Source organism: Georgenia deserti (genome assembly GCF_042680605.1).
Classification (GTDB): Bacteria; Actinomycetota; Actinomycetes; order Actinomycetales; family Actinomycetaceae; genus Allobogoriella; species Allobogoriella deserti.
The window spans coordinates 275,826-292,920 of sequence record NZ_JBHUEE010000001.1; the positions used below are offsets into that span (position 1 = coordinate 275,826).

A 17,095-nucleotide genomic window follows, 5' to 3' on the forward strand; every position below is an offset into this window, starting at 1 on the left:
TATACTTCTCGGGTCGACATGAGGCAAGAGGTGGGCGGTGATCCGGCGGTGCGCCGGTGCGGACCTACCGGACGAGGGAGAGCAACGTGACCGATGTGCGTTGGCTGAGCGCCGCGGAGCAGCAGTCGTGGCGCAACTACCTGCGCGGCAATGCGGCTCTGGCGGAGCTGCTGAACCGGGACCTGGTCGCCACCGCCGGCCTCTCCCTCAGTGAGTATGAGATCCTCGTCCGTCTCTCTGAGGCGGATGGATGCACGCTGCGCATGTCGGTACTCGCGGAGGACCTCGTCCATTCGCGCTCGCGCCTGACGCACGAGGTGCGCCGGCTCGAGGCGGAAGGACTGGTCGAACGCCGGCCGTGCCCGCAGGACCGGCGCGGCATCAACGCCGTGCTCACCGACGCCGGACTCGCCCGCCTCCAGGCTGCTGCCCCCGGCCACGTGGAGTCGGTACGGCGGCGCCTGGTGGACAGACTGACCCCCGAGCAGTTCGCCCAGCTCGGCGAGATCATGGCGCTCATCGCCGCCGACGAAACGCGACCGCGGAGCCACGTCGGCCCGCCGGACGGGGCGTGAGCGTTCTCACCGTGCGGCGAGCCGGCCGGCGCCGGGCAACCCGCGGCGCACCGGCCGGGCGATGCGACACTGGGAGCATGGAGCGCACCACCGTCCACCTCATGCGACACGGCGAGGTGCACAACCCCGACGGCATCCTCTACGGACGCCTGTCCGGGTACCGGCTCTCCGACCGTGGCCGCCAGATGGCCGCTCGCGTGGCCGAGGACCTCCGTGAAGGCGGGCACGACGTGCGTGCCGTCGTCGCCTCGCCGCTGCTGCGTGCGCAGCAGACTGCTGCCGCCACCGCCGAGGCGTACGGGCTCGAGGTGGCCACCGACCCGCGGCTCATCGAGGCCGCCAACCACTTCGAAGGACTCGCCGTCAGCGCCGACCGCCGGCAACTCGCCCATCCGCGGCACTGGCCGGCGTACCTCAACCCGCTCCGGCCGAGCTGGGGCGAGCCGTACCGCGCTCAGGTGCGCCGGGTCCGGGACGCCGTGGTCGCCGTGCTGGACAAGGTCGCGGGCGGAGAAGCCGTCCTGGTCAGCCACCAGCTCCCCATCTGGGTGACACGCCGTCACCTGGAGGGGCGGCCGCTCTGGCACGACCCCCGGCGCCGGGAATGCTCCCTCGCATCGCTGACGTCATTGACGTTCGTCGGACGCAGGCTGATCGCCGTCGGGTACCGCGAGCCCGCCGCCGACCTCCTGGTCGGGGCGCGCGACACCGTGCCGGGCACGTCGCCGGCCGACCTGCCCGCCACTGTCACCTCCGCCCAGCCGGTGCCCGGGGAGGGGGCGACGGCGTGAGAGCACGTTCCGTCGTGGCGGCGGTCGCCGTCGTACTCGCCGCGCTCGCCGGCTGCGCGCCGGCGGGAACAGACGACGGTGGGGGAGCCGGAGCGGTCGACGCCGGCTACGAGTCCGGCGACGGGTCGTTCACCACCTGGGAGCCCGACGAGCGCGGCGAGCCCGTCGAGCACACGGGCACCACCTACGACGGCACCGAGGTCGATCTCGCGAGCATGCGCGGTGACGTCGTCGTGCTGAACTTCTGGTACGCCGCCTGCCCCCCGTGCCGGGCCGAGGCGCCGGACCTGAAGGCCATCGCCGAGGACTACACCGGCCAGGACGGCCCCGGGGTGCAGATGCTCGGGGTCAACCCGCGCGACGACACCGGCACCGCACAGGCCTTCGAGCGCACCTTCGACCTGCCATACCCCTCCCTGCACGACGAGCGGGCGCAGGCGGTGGCGGCCCTGGAGGGGGTCGTGCCGCTGCAAGCCATGCCCTCGACGGTGGTGATCGACCGCGAGGGCCGGGTGGCCGCCCGCGTCCTCGGCCAGGCGGATCCGGAGATCCTGCGCGGCCTCATCGACGACGTCGTCGCCGAGGACGCAGGGCAGGAGTCCTGACATGTGGGACCAGCTCGGGCAGACTTTCCAGCACACGGTGGTGGATGGCTCCATGCTGGCCGCCCTGCCGGTGGCGGCAATCGCCGGCCTGGTCTCCTTCGCCTCGCCGTGTGTGCTGCCGTTGCTTCCCGGCTACGTCGGATACCTCGGCGGCATGTCCTCCGTCACCGGGGCCGTCGGCGCCACGGCGGCCGGCGGACGGCGCCCGCGCTTCGACCTGCGGCTGCTGGCCGGGGTGTTGCTCTTCGTCGCCGGGTTCTCCGCCGTCTTCGTCCTCCTCGGTGTCGCGTTCTCCCTCGCCGGGCTCGCCCTGCAGCAGTGGATGGACATCGTGCTGCGGGTCCTCGGCATCGTGGTGATCCTGCTCGGTCTGGCCTTCCTGGGGTACCTGCCGTTCCTGCAGACCGACCGGCGCCCGCACCTCGCGCCGCGTGCCGGGCTGGTCGGGGCCCCGCTCCTCGGCGTGGCGTTCGGACTCGGGTGGGCACCGTGCATCGGGCCGACGCTCGCGGCGGTGCTCACCCTGTCCTTCGGTGGCGCCGACCCCGGCCGCGGGGTGGTGCTCGCCGTGGCCTACTGCCTCGGTCTGGGCGTCCCGTTCGTCGTGGTCGCCATGGTGTTGTCGAGTTCGACCCGCCTGCTACGCGTCCTCGGCCGGCATCGCCGCACGGTCCAGCGACTCGGTGGCGGACTGCTGGTGCTCCTCGGGTTGGCACTGGTCACCGGACTGTGGGCCGACTTGTCCGGGTACCTGCAGGGACTCGTCCAGGGCTTCGAGACGGTGGTGTGAGTGGCTGAGCACGAGCGGCAGACGGTCGCCGCGAGCGAGGCGGACCCGACCAACCTCAGCTCGAAGGCGGGACAGGGCGAACGACTCGCCGAGGGGGAGCGCCCCGGCGCGGACGGTGCGGCTCCCGACCGGCCGGAGGTGAGTCAGCCGAGCCTCGGGCTGCTCGGCTGGTTGCGGTGGATATGGCGGCAGCTGACCAGCATGCGGGTGGCGCTCATGCTGCTGCTCCTGCTCGCGGTGGCCGCGCTGCCCGGCTCGTTCATCCCGCAGACGCCCCAGGACCCCGCCGCCGTCACGGACTTCCGGACCGATCACCCGGCGCTGGCGCCGTGGCTGGACCGGCTGGGCTTCTTCGACGTCTACAGCTCGGTCTGGTTCGCGGCGATCTACCTGATGCTGTTCACCTCGCTCATCGGCTGCATCGTGCCACGCGTGGCTACCCACTGGCGCGCCCTGCGGGCTCGGCCGCCGCGCGTGCCACGCCGGTTCGACCGGTTCCCGGCCAAGCGCTCGGTGCTGCTCGCCGAGGACGCCGACACTGTCGAGGCCGCCGTCCTGCGGCGACTCAAGGGGCGGTACCGGGCTGCGGTGACCGACCGCGGGATCACCGCCGAGCGTGGCTACTTGCGCGAGACCGGCAACATCGTCTTCCACCTGGCCCTGGTGGGCGTGCTCGTCTCCTTCGCCGCCGGTCAGCTCTACAGCTACCGCGGCCAGGCGGTGGTCGTCGAGGGGGAGTCGTTCGCCAACTCGGTCGTCGATTACGACAGCTTCGACCCGGGCACGTTCTTCGACTCCGGCGATCTCGAGCCGTTCACGTTCACCCTGGACGAGTTGCGCTCGGAGTTCACCGTCGACGCGCAGGCGCGCGGATTCGGAGCCGACGTCACCGTCACCGAACCGGGCGGCGGCACCCATCGGGACACCATCGTGCCCAACGAGCCGATGAACGCGGGCGGCGCCAACGTCTACCTCTCCGGCAACGGCTACGCACCACGGCTGACGGTCCGCGACGGCGCGGGGGAGACGGCGTTCTCCGGCACCGTCCCGTTCCTTCCCGAGGACGACGTCTACACCTCCCGCGGCGTCGTCAAGGTGCCCGACGTCAGCGGCGGGCAGGAGCAGATCGGCCTGACCGGCGCGCTGCTGCCCACCGCCGTGGTCGAGCCGGACGGTTCCGGCGCCCATTCGGTCCATCCGCAGCCCAACGCCCCGCTACTGGTGCTCACGCTGTGGGCCGGCGACCTCGGCCTGGACGAGGGCGTCCCGCAGAACGTCTACGTCCTCGACACCGACGAGATGCGCCAGGTCTACGAGGAGCGCGAGGACGGCTCGCCCGGGTTGGCGGAGACCGGCCAGCAGCCGGTGACCCTGTTCATCGAGCCAGGGCAGACGGTCCAGCTGCCCGAAGGGCTCGGCTCGGTCAGCTGGGACGGCCTGCCCCGGTTCGCCGCCCTCGACCTGCGCTACGACCCGTCGCTTCCGTACCTGCTCGGATCCTCGATCGCCGCGATGCTCGGGCTGTTCGCCTCGCTGTTCGTGCCGCGGCGGCGGCTGTGGGTCCGGCTGGAGCCTGCGGCCGGTGGCCGGACCCGGCTCACCTCCGCCGCCCTCGCCCGCGGGGACGACCCGGGCCTGGGCCGGGAGCTGGACCGGGTGGTCGAGGCCGCCGGCACGCCGGTGCAGAATGAGGAGACAGACACGAAGGGAACGTCCCGATGACCGACGTCGGCCAGCTCAGCACCCTCCTCATCTACGGAACCATGGCGGCCTACGGGGTCGCCCTGGTCGCCTTCGCCGTCGACCTGTCCGGGCTGCGTGACCGCGGCCCCGAGGGACGACCGCGCAAGGCCGTCGGCATCGCCATGTCGACGACGACGCTGGGGGTGGTGCTGCATCTTGCCGGGGTCGTGCTGCGCGGCGTGGCCGCCGGCCGGGTGCCGTGGGCGAACATGTACGAGTTCTCCATCCTCGCCACCCTCATCGCCGTGGGTGTGTTCCTCGGACTGCAGCGCGGCCGGGACATGCGCTTCCTCGGCACCTTCGTCCTCGGGCCGACCCTCCTGCTCCTCGGCATCGCCGTCTCGGTGCTCTACGTCCGCGCCGACGGCGTCCAACCCATCCTGGACAGTTACTGGCTGATCATCCACGTCTCCATTGCCACCATCGCTACCGGCATCCTGACCGTGGCGGCGACCCTGTCCGTCCTGCAGCTCGTCCAGGAGCGCGCCGAGCTTCGGCAGGTCGAGCAGGAGGCCGCCGAGGTCGCCGACCGGGAACTCGTCGGCGCCGGCGCGCCGGCCCGGCCGGCCTCCCGCGGACCCGGCCGTGGCCGCCGGTCGAAGGTATGGCAGGCGATGCCGAACTCGGCCGAGCTCGAGCGGCTGGCGTTCCGGCTCAACGCCGTCGGCTTCATGCTGTGGACCTTCACGGTCGTCGCCGGAGCCATCTGGGCCGAGCACGCCTGGGGCCGGCCGTGGGGCTGGGACCCGAAGGAGGTCTTCTCGTTCGTGGTCTGGGTCGTCTACGCGGCCTACCTGCACTCCCGCGCCACCCGCGGCTGGGAGGGGAGGCGCGCCGCCTACCTGTCGATCTTCGGGTTCGCCTGCGTGCTGGCGAACTACTTCCTCGTCAACTTCCTCTTCGACAGCATGCACGCCTACAGCGGACTCTGAGGCTGCGCCGTCGCCGGGCCACGCCGCGACGACGGTACCGTCCGGCGCGGGTCTCCTCGGCTCAGCCGGTCTGCCCGGGATCCGTGCTGCCTTGACCACTATCGCGGCCGCGGCGTTCGTCGTCCCGCCGCTGGCGCTCGGCTCGCCGGCGCTCGCGTTCGAGTCGGGCCAGGAACTCCGGGTCGTCGTCCGGGGCGACCGGTCCGCGTGACGGCGGCCGCCGGCCCGATGCGCCGCGGGCCGGTCCCGGCCGCCCCGGGCCGCGACGGTTCCCCGCCGAGACCCGCCGGGCGACGAGCCACACGACGGGACCGACGAGCGGCAGCAGGACGATGAGGACCAGCCACAGCGGCTTGGGCAACCCGGCCGGCATCTCGTCCTGCGGTGTCCGCACGCAGTCGATGAGCGCATACACCAGGACGGCGAACGCGAGGGCGAGAGGGAGCAGTCGGGCCATACATCTCAGGGTAGGTGGCCGCGGCGCCGGGCGCGGGACCGGCCGTCGGGCGCGGGACCGTCCGGCGGACGCCTACGCTGTCCGGGTGCGTCTGTTCGTCTACTCCCTGCTGCGGGTGGGCATCATCCTCGCCTGTGCCGTGGTGCTGTACCTGCTCGGCATGCGGTCGTGGCTGCTGTGGGGCAGCGCGGTCGTCGTCGGGGCGATGGTCTCGTTCCTCGTGCTGCGGCGCCAGCACGCCGAAGCGGCACAGGTCCTCTCCCAGTACGACCCGCTGCGCGCCCAGCGGCCCCGCTTCTCGCGTGAGGCAGAGGAGGACGCCGCGTATGAGGACGCCGCGGTCGACGCGGCAGGCGAGGGCTCCGCTGCGGGCGAGTCTGCGGGCAAGTCTGCGGGCGAGGACTCAGAGGGCGAGGCCGACGCCGAGGAGGAGTCCGTAGACGAGCTCGAGACGCCCCGTCCCGGCGAGGACGGCGATGAGGTCCCGCCCGCTCGCCCCGGCGAGGACCGGGCGGGCTAGCCGCGCCACCCACCAGCCGAGCGGCAGCACCAGCAGGGCCCACGGGCGCTCCAGTGCGCACACCAGCCCCAGCGCCAGGGGTGCCACGACGAGCGCGACGTAGCTCCACCGGGCCCGGCGGTCGCCCAGGCGGACGGCGAGCGTGAGTTTGCCCACCTGGCGGTCCGTGGGAATGTCCCGGATGTTGTTGACCATCAACAGGGCGGACGCCACGAGGCCGATCCCCGCGGCTCCGACCCACACCGGCCACGTGCGCGCGGTCTCCGGTGACTGGGTGTAGGCGGTGCCGACCGTGGCCATGAGGCCGAAGAACAGGAAGACGGAAACTTCGCCCAGACCCAGGTACCCGTACGGTCGCCGGCCGCCGGTGTAGAACCACGCGGCGGCCACCGCGAGTGCCCCTAGCGCCAGGAGCCACCACTGACCGATCAGTGCGACCAGGGTCACACCCAGGGCACCGGCCACGCCGAACGCGGCGAACGCGGCAGCCTTGACGGCCGCGGGGCTCGCCGCCCCGCCTCCGGTCAGCCGCGGCGGCCCGGTCCGCACGTCGTCCGTGCCGCGGACGCCGTCGGAGTAGTCGTTCGCGTAGTTCACGCCGACCTGCAGTGCGAGCGCCAGACCGGCGAAGAGCACGGCCCGCACGGCGTGACCGGGCCCGTAACCCGGCACAGTGCCGATGGCGGCACCGGTGCCGACGAGGACCGGGGCGACGGCGGCCGGCAGCGTCCTCGGGCGCGCACCGTCCAGCCAGTCGGCGAAGGTGGCCATGGAGCTCCGGGTCTCGCGTCGGGCGGTCAAGGGCAGAGTGTGGCACGTGCCAGGGCCGGGCTCAGCGCCGGCGGCGGGCACTCACTATATGTGGGCTGAGCCGGGGTCCGGTGCGCCTGCGCCGGACGGCGGGTGCGGCGGGTGCTCCTCCACCCCGGTCACCCTCGGCTGCGCGTGGGCCACGGCTCGGTCGGGGAGCTGCGGGTCGTGGCTGACGGCGGCCGTGGCCCGGCGGCCGAGCGCCGTGGCCGCGAGATGGGCCGTCGCGCGACGGTCCACCTTGCCCGGCCCGCGCAGTGGGAGTGCCTCGGTGAGCACGAGCACCCGCGGGGCGTGGGCGGCGCCCAGCTCGACGCGGACGGTCTCGCGCAGGTCGGCCAGACGCACACGCTCGCTCGCGCGAGGCACCACGACCGCCGTGACGAGCTCGCCCCACTCCTCGTCGCCGACTCCGACGACGGCGACCTCTGCCACGCCCGGGTGCTCGCCGAGCAGGCGCTCGACGGCGGCGGGAGAGACCTTCACCCCACCGGTGTTGACGACGTCGTCCACCCGCCCCAGGACGCGCAGCCGCTCACGGCCGCCCTCGACGACGAACGCTCCGCGATCGCGGGTGCGGTGCCAACGGAGGCCGTCGGAGGTGACGAACGCGTCCGGGTCGGCGCCGTCGAGATAGCCGGCGGCGAGGACCGGCCCGGCGATCTCCACCCGGTCGTCCTCGCCCAGCCGCACGCGCACCCGGGGCAGCGGCACGCCGTCGTAGACGCAGCCGCCACCGGTCTCGGTCATCCCGTACGTGGTGCGGACCGCCAGACCGGCGCCGCGGGCCTCGGCGAGCATGCCGGGTGAGCTGGCCGCACCACCGACGAGGATCCCGGTGAGCCGGCGTAGCGGCGCCACGACTCGTTCGCCCGCCCGCAGTACCCGGCCGAGCTGGGTGGGCACCAGCGAGAGGAACGCCGGCAGGTCGACCCGGGCCGCCGCTGCGGCGAGCGCCCGCGGATCGAACCCCTCGGAGGTGTCGACGACGACCGGGTCTGTTCCGGCGACGACCGTCCGGACGAGGAGCTGGAAGCCGGCGACGTGGTGCGCGGGGACGGCAAGCACCCAGCGCCCCGGCCCGCCGAGCCGCTGCGCCGTGGCGTCGGCGCCGGCCACGAGTGACCGGTCGGTGAGCGCGACGTGCCGACCGGCCCCGGTGGTGGACCCGGAGGTGCGCAGGGCGGCGGCGGTCCCGCCCGGGACGGGACCGCGCATCCGGGCGCGCAACTCGGCGAGTGCCCGCTCCCCGGTAATCTCCGGCGCATGCGGCAGCAGGACGGTCGAGCCGGCGCCCGCGGTGTCCTCACCGCCGAGCACGGGTACCAACCGCCGGCGCAGCGCCGCGTGCAGTCGGAACACGTCCTCCGGTGCCGTTCCGCCCCGCAGCGGCAGCACGGTGGGCGCAGTGCGGGAGGCTGCCTCCGGCGACGGGGAGGACGGCTCGGGCTCGGCCTGCACACGAACACTGTAGGCGCGGGCTACGGTGGCCCGCGCAGGGGGAACGCGAGACGAACGACAGGTGACCTCATGGCGACCTCCCCTGGCCACGACCGGCGACCGGACGGCGACCCGTCGGCGCGACCGCCGACCCGCCGTGCGGTATCGGCCGCGCTGCTGAGTGCCGTGGCGCTCGGCGTCGCGGGCTGCTCCTCCTCAGGGCGGACCGCGGCGCCCGCCGACCGTCCGACGCCCACCCCGAGTCCCGAACCCACGCCCACGCCGACGCCGGAGCCGGCACGCTGGCCACTGACCGGGATCGAGGTCGACGGTGACGTGCCGGACCGGCCCGCGCTGTCGGTGAAGATCGAGAACTCGCCCGAGGCCCGCCCCCAGACCGGTCTCGATCAGGCCGACGTGGTCTTCGAGGAACTGGTCGAGGGCGGCATCACCCGCTTCAACGCCGTGTACCACTCGGTGGTCCCCGGCGAGCTCGGGCCCATCCGCTCGATCCGACCGATGGACGCCGCGATCGCCGGGCCCTTCGGTGGCATGCTCGCGTTCTCGGGCGGCCAACCCGGCTACGTCTCGCGCGCGCAGGACGCCGGCCTGACCGTGGCGTCCTTCGACGCCGGAGACGCCGGCTTCTTCCGGCTCGACGGGCGGGTCGCGCCGCACAACGTCTACGGCCGCGGCGAGGACCTGCTCGCCCAGGCCCGCGGGACGGCCGGCCCGCCCGAGGAGATCTTGGCCTTCGCCGCGGAAGCGGACGCGGCGAGCGCCACCGCCGGGACGACCACCGACCGCATCTCGCTGACCTTCCCCGCCGCGAGCCCGGGCTGGCGCTGGGAACCCCGCGCCCGCCTCGCCCGCGCGGCCGGCACCGGGGCGTGGCGCCGGACCGAGGACGGCCGCGCCCAGTCCACCGCCGATGGCCGGGCGCTGCGCGCGGCCAACGTCGTGGTGCTGCGTGTCCAGGTGCGCGCGACCGGCCGCCTCGACGCAGCGGGCAGCCCGGTGCCCGAGACCGTGCTGACCGGCGAAGGGGACGGCGTCGTCTTCAGCCGTGGGCACGCCGCCCCGATCCGGTGGGCGAAAGGCCGGGCGGCCGGTCCGTTGGAGCTGCGCGGTGACGACGACGAGCCGGTACGGCTCGCGCCGGGGCCGACGTGGATCGAGCTCCTCCCGCGCAGCGCGGGACTGGCGTACTGAGCCGCCACCACGACCGGCGCGGAGCCCACGGACCCTCGGACGTCAGGGCCCGACGAGGCGTGCCGGGGCATGGCGCGTTCGGCCCTGCGGTGGTGAGCCGGGGCGCGGACTCCTAGGGTGAGGGCCGCCGTCGACCCGAAGGAGGGCCCATGTCGCTCGCCGTGCTGGACCGCGAACGGACCGTCGCCAAACCCGGCTTCAACCGGTGGCTCATCCCGCCGGCCGCGCTCGCGGTGCACCTGTCCATCGGGCAGGTCTACGCGACGAGCGTCTACAAGAACGCGCTCGCCGAACACTTCGGGACGGCGCTGACGCCGATCGGCATCATCTTCTCGATCGCCATCGTCGTCCTCGGCCTCAGCGCCGCGATCTTCGGGACGTGGGTCGACAAGGGCGGTCCGCGGCGTGCCATGGCCACGGCCGCGCTGTGCTGGTCGGTGGGCTTCCTCGTCGGCGCCGTCGGGATCTGGACGTCCCAGCTCTGGCTGGTCTACCTCGGCTACGGCGTCATCGGCGGTATCGGGCTCGGCATCGGCTACATCTCGCCGGTCTCGACACTCATCAAATGGTTCCCGGACCGGCCGGGGCTCGCGACCGGGATGGCCATCATGGGCTTCGGCGGCGGCGCGATGATCGCCAGCCCGCTGTCCTCCTGGCTCATGGGCCTCTACGACCCGGACTACGACCCCTCCGCATCGGGCGAGGTGGCCTCGGGCAACGCCGTCGCGCTGCTGTTCCTCACCCTGGGGATCGTCTACGGGATCCTCATGCTCTTCGGGGCCGCCATCGTGCGCGTCCCGGCCGAGGGGTGGAGGCCGCGCGGCTTCGACCCGAGCACCTCCGAGGACAAGCCGATGGTCACCGACGCGTCGGTCTCGGCGAACAACGCCATCAGGACGCCGCAGTTCTGGTTCGTCTGGATGGTGCTGTTCTGCAACGTCACCGCCGGGATCGGCATCCTCGAGCAGGCCTCGCCGATGATCCAGGACTTCTTCCGCGAGGGCGGCTCGTCCGCGGTCGCCGCAGGTGCCGCCGCCGGGTTCGTCGGCCTGCTGTCGCTGTGCAACATGGCGGGGCGGTTCGTGTGGTCCTCGACCTCGGACTACATCGGCCGGAAGAATATCTACATCGTCTACCTCGGGCTCGGGATCGTGCTGTACCTGCTGCTCGCGCTGTTCGGGACGGTGTCGGTGTTCCTCTTCGTCCTCATGGCCGGCGTCATCATCAGCTTCTACGGCGGAGGATTCGCCACCGTCCCGGCGTACCTGCGAGACCTGTTCGGCACCTTCGAGGTCGGCGCCATCCACGGCCGGCTGCTCACCGCCTGGTCCGCCGCCGGCGTCGCCGGACCGCTGATCATCAACGGCTTCCTCGATGCCCGCGGCGAGCCGGGCAACCTCGTCGCCGCCGACTACCGGCCCGCGCTGCTGACGATGGTCGGCATCCTCGCCGTCGGCTTCGTCTGCAACCTGCTCGTGCGGCCGGTCGCCGAGAGGTTCCACGAGAAGGACACCGGCGAGCCCGCCGCGCGCCGCGGCGAGCGCGGTGCCACCGATGACGAGGTCGAGCCGCGGCGCTCCCCGCTGATCGTGCTCGCGTGGGTGCTCGTCGGGCTCCCGCTGGCCTACGGGGTGTGGCAGACGGTCACCCAGGCGGTCGCCCTCTTCGGATGACGGGAGCGGCAGCCCTGGCGAGCCGCGGTCTCAGCCCGCGGCCTCCGCGGCCGCAGGGTCGCGGCGGACGATGCGGGTGAGCATCTCGTGCAGCGTGGCCCGCTCGGACGGGTCGAGGTCGCCGAGCACCTCGTCGAGGGAAGCGTCCACGAGAACCTTCGCGCGCCGGTAGGTCTGCTTCCCGCGGGCCGTGGCGGCCACGGCCTTCTGTCGCCGGTCCGCCGGGTTGGGGCGCCGCTCGGCGAGGCCGCGGGTCTCCAGGCCGTCCACCAGGGCCACGATCTGGCTGGGGTCGAGGCGCAGATCGTCGGCAAGCGCACGCTGGCTCATGCCCCCGGTGTCGATGACGCGCTCGAGCAGCGTGTAGGACCGCACACTCAGGTCGAGTGGGCGCAGCGCCTGGGTCGCGCGGGCCACGCCTTCGGCGCTCGCCAGTGAGAGCAGCAGCCCGAGGTTGTCCCGGCTCGACATGCGGTTCCTCCCGTGGTCGGCCCGAGCGTACGGGCGGACAGTTGTCAGGGTCAATGATTGACACTCACCACGAGTGCCGGGAGACTCGGCGTGCGCCGGCCCGGTGCCGGCCGGCAGTGCCGACCTGCGTCGACGACGACATGGAGGAGTGTATGGATCTGACGGGGAAGGTCGCCATCGTCACCGGCAGCGGCCGTGGACTCGGCCTCGCATACGCGCGCGAGCTCGCCCGGCACGGCGCGAGCGTCGTCGTCAACGACGTGGACCAGGAGGCTGCGGACGAGGCCGTCGCGACGATCACCGGCGACGGCGGCCGCGCCACCGCCGTCGTCGCACCGGTCGGGCCGACCGAGACCGCGACGCGACTCGTCGAGACCGCGGTCGAGTCCTTCGGTCGCCTGGACGTCCTCGTCACCAACGCCGGCGTGCTGCGCGACACCGTGCTGTGGAAGATGTCGGACGAGGACTTCGACACCGTCGTGAACGTGCACCTGCGCGGCACCTTCACCTGCGTGCGCGAGGCCGCCACGCACATGCGCAGCGCCGGCGAGGGGGGCCGGATCATCTGCATCGGCTCACCGACCGGTCAGCGGGGAAACTTCGGGCAGACCAACTACGCCGCGGCCAAGGCCGGCATCGTCGGGATGGTGCGGACCTGGGCGCTCGAACTGGCACGGGCGAACGTCACGGTCAACGCAGTGATCCCGGTGGCGGCGACGGCGATGACCGACACCGTGCCGTTCTTCAAGCAGTTCTCGGACGCCGCCGACCGCGGCGAGCCCGTCCCGTGGGCGCGCCGGGTGCTGAGCTTCGGCGACGCCGACGACGTCGCCGGACTCGTCGCCTTCCTCGCCTCCGACGAGGCCGCCGAGATCTCGGGCCAGGCGGTCGGCATCGGCGGTGACCGGCTCGCACTGTGGTCGCACCCGGACGAGGTCGTCACCGCCTTCCAGGACGGCGGCTGGCGTGCCGAGTCCATCGCGGCCGGTTTCGACGCGCTGTTCGGTCGCAGGCTCCAACAGGTCGGCCAACCCATGCCCGAACCACCCGCGGACGCCCTCCCGGGCGAGGGGAAGCGGTGACGTCGGTGCCCGCCAGGTACACCTGCGCCGTCGACGCGTCGGCGCTGTCCGCCGTCGACATGCACGTGCACGTCGAGAAGGACCACACCGGCCACCAGTCCCTGCCGGAGGCCTTCGTCGAGGCCGCCGCCACCTACTTCAAGGCACCCACGGACCGCCTCGACGTCGACGAGACCGCGGCGTACTACCGCGAGCGGTCCATGGCCGCCGTCGTCTTCACCGTCGACGCGACCACCGCTCTCGGGCACCGACCGAACTCGGTCGAGGACATCGTGGCCGGTGCCACCCGGAACAACGACGTCCTCATCCCCTTCGGGTCGGTCGACCCATGGGCGGCCGACGCCGCGAGCCGGATCCGGCGGCAGGTGGAGGACTGGGGCGTCCGGGGCTTCAAGTTCCACCCGTCCGTGCAGGACTTCGACCCCTCGGACGCCCGGCACTTCCCGCTCTACGAGGTCATCGAGTCCTACGGTCTGCCGGCGCTGTTCCACACCGGACAGACCGGCATCGGAGCGCGCACACCCGGAGGGTTCGGGATCTCCCTGGCACTGTCGAACCCGATGCTGCTCGACATCGTGGCCGCGCGCTTCCCGGGGATGCCGCTGATCATGGCGCACCCTTCGGTGCCATGGCAGGACGAGGCGATCGCCGTGGCCACCCACAAGGGCAACGCCTACATCGACCTGTCCGGCTGGTCGCCGAAGTACTTCCCGCCGCAGCTCGTGCAGCAGGCGAACTCGCTGCTGCAGGACAAGGTGCTCTTCGGATCGGACTTCCCGCTGCTGACACCGGACCGGTGGCGCCGTGACTTCGACAACCTCGACATCAAGGACGAGGTCCGGCCGAAGATCCTCAAGGACAACGCCGTGCGCCTGCTGGGACTCGCCACGGCCGACGAAGGAGTGTCATCAACGTCATGAACGAGGTCACCACGGTCGCCTTCGACCAATTGCCCACCCTGGCCGGCACGGACCTGGGGTTCACCGGGTACCGGGAGGTCACGCAGGACCAGGTCAACCTCTTCGCCGAGGCCACCGACGACCATCAGTGGATCCACGTCGATCCCGTGCGCGCCGCCGCGGGGCCTTTCGGCGGACCGATCGCCCACGGCTACCTTTCGCTCGCGCTGGTGGTGCCGTTCTTCGAGGAGCTGCTCCAGGTCGAAGGCGTCACGGCCAAGGTCAACTACGGGTTGGAGAAGGTCCGGTTCCCGGCGCCAGTGCCGGTCGGCGCCCGGATCCGGATGGGCTCGACCATCCGTGAGGTCGTCGACGTCCCCGGCGGATACCAGCTCACGATGGACAATGTGGTCGAGGTCGAGGGCGGCGCCAAGCCCGCCGTGGCCGCGACGACGCTGTTCCGTTTCTACGGCTGAGTCTCGCCGCGCGGGCCTGGCCCGGGACGAGGAGGTGGCCATGACCGCGCAGGAGCGGCTGTACGGCGACGTGGACCCGTACCGCTACGAACTGCTGCTCACCGATCCGGAGCGCGCCGCACTGCGGCGGCTGCGCGACGTGCTCGACCGGGACATCCGCCCGCTGATCGACGAGCTGTGGGACGCCGGCGAATACTCCTCGGCGGTCGTCGAGCCGCTCGCAGGGCTGCGGCTCATGGACCCCTTCACCGCGGCCGGCGAGATCTCACCCGGCTTCCGGCACCGGGCGCTCTTCGAGGGCTTCCGCACCTTCGAGCTCGCGCGCACCGACGTCTCGACAGCCGTGGCCTACAGCGGGCAGGCGATGTTGTTCCGCAACGCGGTGCTGGAAGGTGGTTCGCCGGAGCAGGTCGCCGAGCTCGACGCCGCGATGCGCAGCTTCGAATTGACCGGGGTCTTCGCCCTGACCGAACCGGACCACGGCAGCGATGTCGCCCGCGGGCTGCGCACGACGGCGCGCCGCGAGGGCGAGGAGTGGGTCATCCACGGCGCGAAGCGGTGGATCGGCGGCGCCGCCCATGCCGACGTCCTGGCCGTGATGGCGCGCGACGAGGAGGACGATCAGGTCAAGGCGTTCCTCGTGGACCGACACGACCCGGCGGTGCAGATCGAGAAGATCCGGCGCAAGGCGGCGCTGCGGATCGTCGACAACGGCCACATCACGCTCGAAGGCGCGCGGGTACCGGAATCGCGCCGACTGCAGCGCGTCGAGTCGTTCCGGGACGTGGCCCGCATGCTGCGTTCGATGCGGAGCGGCGTGAGCTGGATGGCGTCGGGGGCGCAGGCCGGGGCGTTCCGCGCGGCGGTGCGGTATACGACGCAGCGCGAGCAGTTCGGGCGGCCGGTCGCGGGCTTCCAGCTGGTCCAGGACAAGCTAGCCACGATGTTGGGCAACCTCACGGCGTCGCTGGGGATGGCCGTGCGGTTGAGCCAGCTCGCCGACGGCGAAGAGCACACGGACGCGTGCGGCGGCGTGGGGTACACCGACGCCGACGCCGCCATGGCGAAGGCGTGGATCGCCCGTCGCACACGCGAGACGGTGGCGCTGGCCCGTGAGGTGTGCGGCGGCAACGGCATCACCCTCGACACGGAGGTCGCACGCTTCCACGCCGACGCCGAGCCGATCTACACCTTCGAGGGCACGAACGAGATCAATCAGCTCGTCGTCGGCCGCGCGATCACGGGCATCAGCGCCTTCGTGTGAGGAGCGCCACTAGTCGGCGACGGCAACCGCTCGCCCGATGGTCGCCGGGTTCTCCAGCGCATCCAGGACGGCCTGGGCGAGGTTTGCCCGGGAGACCGAGAAGCTGCCGCGGACGTTCCGATCCATCGAGCTGCGGTACGCCGCCGTGCGGGGGCCGTCGGTCAGTCGCGGCGGCCACATGAGTGTCCAGTCCGTCCCGGACGCGGTGATGAGTGACTCCATCGCACGCTGGTCGGCGAAAGAGTGCCGCAACACGCGCCCGAGGACCGGTTTGACCACACCCCGGACGAACCTTCCGTCACCCTCGGTGTGGAAGCCGGCGGCACTGACGGCCACGAGGCGCCGGACGCCGGTCGCCTCCATCGCGGACAGGGCCGTGCGCGCGACGTCAGTCTGCACGCTCGTCGGGCCGGTGCCGCGTGGGCCGACCGTACAGACGACGGCGTCCGCACCGCTGACGGCGCCGGCAACGGTACGTGGGTCGGCGAGGTCCAGGACGCGAACCTCAAGGCTGCCGGGGGCATCGGTCGGGCGGGTGCCATCGAGCTCGTCCCGGGAGATCCGGCTACGGGCGACGGCGGTCACCGCGTGGCCGCGCTCAAGCGCCTGTGCGGTGATTTGACGGCCGGTCCGCCCGCTGGCACCGAAGAGGGTGAGGCGCATGTCTGTCTCCGTTCCGTGGCTGCCTACATCAGGGTGAGTGAACACTTACCACTATCGTGGTGAGTGAACACTCACCCCGTCAACATCGGAGGGACCCGTGGCCGCCAGGGATCGGATCCTCGACGCCGCGGCGCAGATCATGCGCAGTGAAGGCCTCACGCACGCCACGACCAAGGAGATCGCCCGGGTGGCCGGCTGCTCCGAGGCGCTGCTGTACAAGCACTTCGCGGACAAGACCCGACTCTTCGCCGCCGTGCTGCAGGAGCGGGCGCCGGCCCTGGTCGATCTCCTCGCGTCGTTGCCCGAGCGCGCCGGCACCTCGACCGTCCGGGAGAACCTCCTCGAGGTGGTGGCCGCCGCTCGCGTGTTCTATCTCGAGACCTTCCCGATGGCCGCCGGCCTGTTCGCGGACCGGGAGTTGCTGACCGCGCACCGGGCCCGGCTCGCCGAGATCGGTGCCGGCCCGGAACACGTCAACGTGGCGGTGGCGGACTATCTGCGCCGGGAACGCGACCTCGGCCGGGTCCGGGCGGGGGTCGACGAGAGCGCCGCGGCCACCCTGCTGCTCGGCGCGTGCCTGCAGGAGGCGTTCCTGACGCGGTTCTGGGGCCGGGAGACCATCGACACCGATCCGGCCGCCCTCGTCGGCGCGGCGTGCGACGGCCTTCTCGTGGAGTGAGCCCCAGGGCCTT

The 17,095-nt window shown here is 72.5% G+C and carries 19 protein-coding genes; 14 read left to right on the forward strand and 5 right to left on the reverse strand.

Going from position 1 to position 17,095, the window contains the following annotated elements:
• The first annotated feature begins 86 nt into the window (after positions 1-86).
• The 6 genes from ACFSE6_RS01300 (at position 87) to ccsB (ending at position 5,436) form a co-directional block, all read left to right on the forward strand.
• Entirely contained in the window at positions 87-575 is a 489-nt protein-coding gene (locus ACFSE6_RS01300) for a MarR family winged helix-turn-helix transcriptional regulator (protein ID WP_388001894.1), read from the forward strand.
• A 77-nt stretch (positions 576-652) separates the two neighbouring features.
• On the forward strand, positions 653-1,366 hold the full coding sequence (locus tag ACFSE6_RS01305; protein WP_388001895.1) for a histidine phosphatase family protein: 714 nt from the start codon (positions 653-655) through the stop codon (positions 1,364-1,366).
• Positions 1,363-1,971, forward strand: a complete 609-nt coding sequence (locus tag ACFSE6_RS01310) for a TlpA family protein disulfide reductase (protein ID WP_388001896.1) — start codon at positions 1,363-1,365, stop codon at positions 1,969-1,971. The genes ACFSE6_RS01305 and ACFSE6_RS01310 overlap by 4 nt, the downstream gene beginning before the upstream one ends.
• A 1-nt stretch (position 1,972) precedes the next feature.
• Positions 1,973-2,761: a cytochrome c biogenesis CcdA family protein gene (locus ACFSE6_RS01315; protein ID WP_388001897.1), complete on the forward strand. Its 789-nt coding sequence runs from the start codon at positions 1,973-1,975 to the stop codon at positions 2,759-2,761.
• Positions 2,762-4,483 (forward strand): cytochrome c biogenesis protein ResB, encoded by a 1,722-nt coding sequence (gene resB, locus ACFSE6_RS01320; protein WP_388001898.1) that lies wholly within the window; start codon positions 2,762-2,764, stop codon positions 4,481-4,483. It begins immediately after the preceding gene.
• Positions 4,480-5,436, forward strand: coding sequence for a c-type cytochrome biogenesis protein CcsB (gene ccsB, locus ACFSE6_RS01325; protein WP_388001899.1), 957 nt, complete (start codon positions 4,480-4,482; stop codon positions 5,434-5,436). The genes resB and ccsB overlap by 4 nt, the downstream gene beginning before the upstream one ends.
• Positions 5,437-5,497: 61 nt before the next feature.
• On the opposite strand, the gene ACFSE6_RS01330 is transcribed toward ccsB, so the two are convergent.
• On the reverse strand, positions 5,498-5,893 hold the full coding sequence (locus ACFSE6_RS01330) for a PLDc N-terminal domain-containing protein (RefSeq protein ID WP_388001900.1): 396 nt from the start codon (positions 5,891-5,893) through the stop codon (positions 5,498-5,500).
• A gap of 85 nt (positions 5,894-5,978) precedes the next feature.
• On the opposite strand from ACFSE6_RS01330, the gene ACFSE6_RS01335 reads away from it, so the two are divergent.
• A complete protein-coding gene (locus tag ACFSE6_RS01335) occupies positions 5,979-6,413 on the forward strand; it encodes a DUF4229 domain-containing protein (protein WP_388001901.1) in 435 nt (144 codons plus the stop codon).
• Here ACFSE6_RS01335 and ACFSE6_RS01340 read toward each other — a convergent pair.
• Together ACFSE6_RS01340 and ACFSE6_RS01345 are read right to left on the reverse strand one after the other, a co-directional pair.
• Entirely contained in the window at positions 6,297-7,184 is an 888-nt protein-coding gene (locus ACFSE6_RS01340; protein WP_388002348.1) for a 1,4-dihydroxy-2-naphthoate polyprenyltransferase, read from the reverse strand. The genes ACFSE6_RS01335 and ACFSE6_RS01340 overlap by 117 nt on opposite strands.
• Before the next feature lie 84 nt (positions 7,185-7,268).
• Positions 7,269-8,684, reverse strand: a complete 1,416-nt coding sequence (locus tag ACFSE6_RS01345) for an AMP-binding enzyme (protein ID WP_388001902.1) — start codon at positions 8,682-8,684, stop codon at positions 7,269-7,271.
• Positions 8,685-8,753: 69 nt separating this feature from the next.
• Here ACFSE6_RS01345 and ACFSE6_RS01350 point away from each other — a divergent pair, with 69 nt between their 5' ends.
• Positions 8,754-9,875, forward strand: a complete 1,122-nt coding sequence (locus ACFSE6_RS01350; RefSeq protein WP_388001903.1) for a DUF3048 domain-containing protein — start codon at positions 8,754-8,756, stop codon at positions 9,873-9,875.
• 149 nt (positions 9,876-10,024) lie between these two features.
• Positions 10,025-11,548 carry an OFA family MFS transporter gene (locus tag ACFSE6_RS01355; protein WP_388001904.1) on the forward strand — a complete coding sequence of 508 codons (1,524 nt, stop codon included), beginning with the start codon at positions 10,025-10,027 and terminating at the stop codon, positions 11,546-11,548.
• 30 nt (positions 11,549-11,578) lie between these two features.
• Here the strand turns inward: ACFSE6_RS01355 and ACFSE6_RS01360 are convergent, their stop codons facing one another.
• Complete coding sequence (locus ACFSE6_RS01360) at positions 11,579-12,019, reverse strand: MarR family winged helix-turn-helix transcriptional regulator (RefSeq protein WP_388001905.1); 441 nt, start codon at positions 12,017-12,019, stop codon at positions 11,579-11,581.
• Between the two features lie 152 nt (positions 12,020-12,171).
• Between ACFSE6_RS01360 and ACFSE6_RS01365 the strand changes: the two genes are divergently transcribed.
• From ACFSE6_RS01365 to ACFSE6_RS01380, 4 genes are read left to right on the forward strand one after another with little or no spacing between them, the layout of a single operon-like run.
• Positions 12,172-13,101 carry an SDR family NAD(P)-dependent oxidoreductase gene (locus ACFSE6_RS01365; protein ID WP_388001906.1) on the forward strand — a complete coding sequence of 310 codons (930 nt, stop codon included), beginning with the start codon at positions 12,172-12,174 and terminating at the stop codon, positions 13,099-13,101.
• Positions 13,098-14,021: an amidohydrolase family protein gene (locus ACFSE6_RS01370; RefSeq protein WP_465254091.1), complete on the forward strand. Its 924-nt coding sequence runs from the start codon at positions 13,098-13,100 to the stop codon at positions 14,019-14,021. The genes ACFSE6_RS01365 and ACFSE6_RS01370 overlap by 4 nt, the downstream gene beginning before the upstream one ends.
• Positions 14,018-14,476 carry a MaoC family dehydratase gene (locus ACFSE6_RS01375; protein WP_388001907.1) on the forward strand — a complete coding sequence of 153 codons (459 nt, stop codon included), beginning with the start codon at positions 14,018-14,020 and terminating at the stop codon, positions 14,474-14,476. The genes ACFSE6_RS01370 and ACFSE6_RS01375 overlap by 4 nt, the downstream gene beginning before the upstream one ends.
• A 40-nt stretch (positions 14,477-14,516) precedes the next feature.
• Positions 14,517-15,740 carry an acyl-CoA dehydrogenase family protein gene (locus ACFSE6_RS01380; RefSeq protein ID WP_388001908.1) on the forward strand — a complete coding sequence of 408 codons (1,224 nt, stop codon included), beginning with the start codon at positions 14,517-14,519 and terminating at the stop codon, positions 15,738-15,740.
• A gap of 9 nt (positions 15,741-15,749) precedes the next feature.
• Here ACFSE6_RS01380 and ACFSE6_RS01385 read toward each other — a convergent pair whose 3' ends face one another.
• Entirely contained in the window at positions 15,750-16,403 is a 654-nt protein-coding gene (locus ACFSE6_RS01385; RefSeq protein ID WP_388001909.1) for an NAD(P)-dependent oxidoreductase, read from the reverse strand.
• A gap of 97 nt (positions 16,404-16,500) precedes the next feature.
• On the opposite strand from ACFSE6_RS01385, the gene ACFSE6_RS01390 reads away from it, so the two are divergent.
• Entirely contained in the window at positions 16,501-17,082 is a 582-nt protein-coding gene (locus ACFSE6_RS01390; RefSeq protein ID WP_388001910.1) for a TetR/AcrR family transcriptional regulator, read from the forward strand.
• The last annotated feature ends 13 nt before the right edge of the window (positions 17,083-17,095 follow it).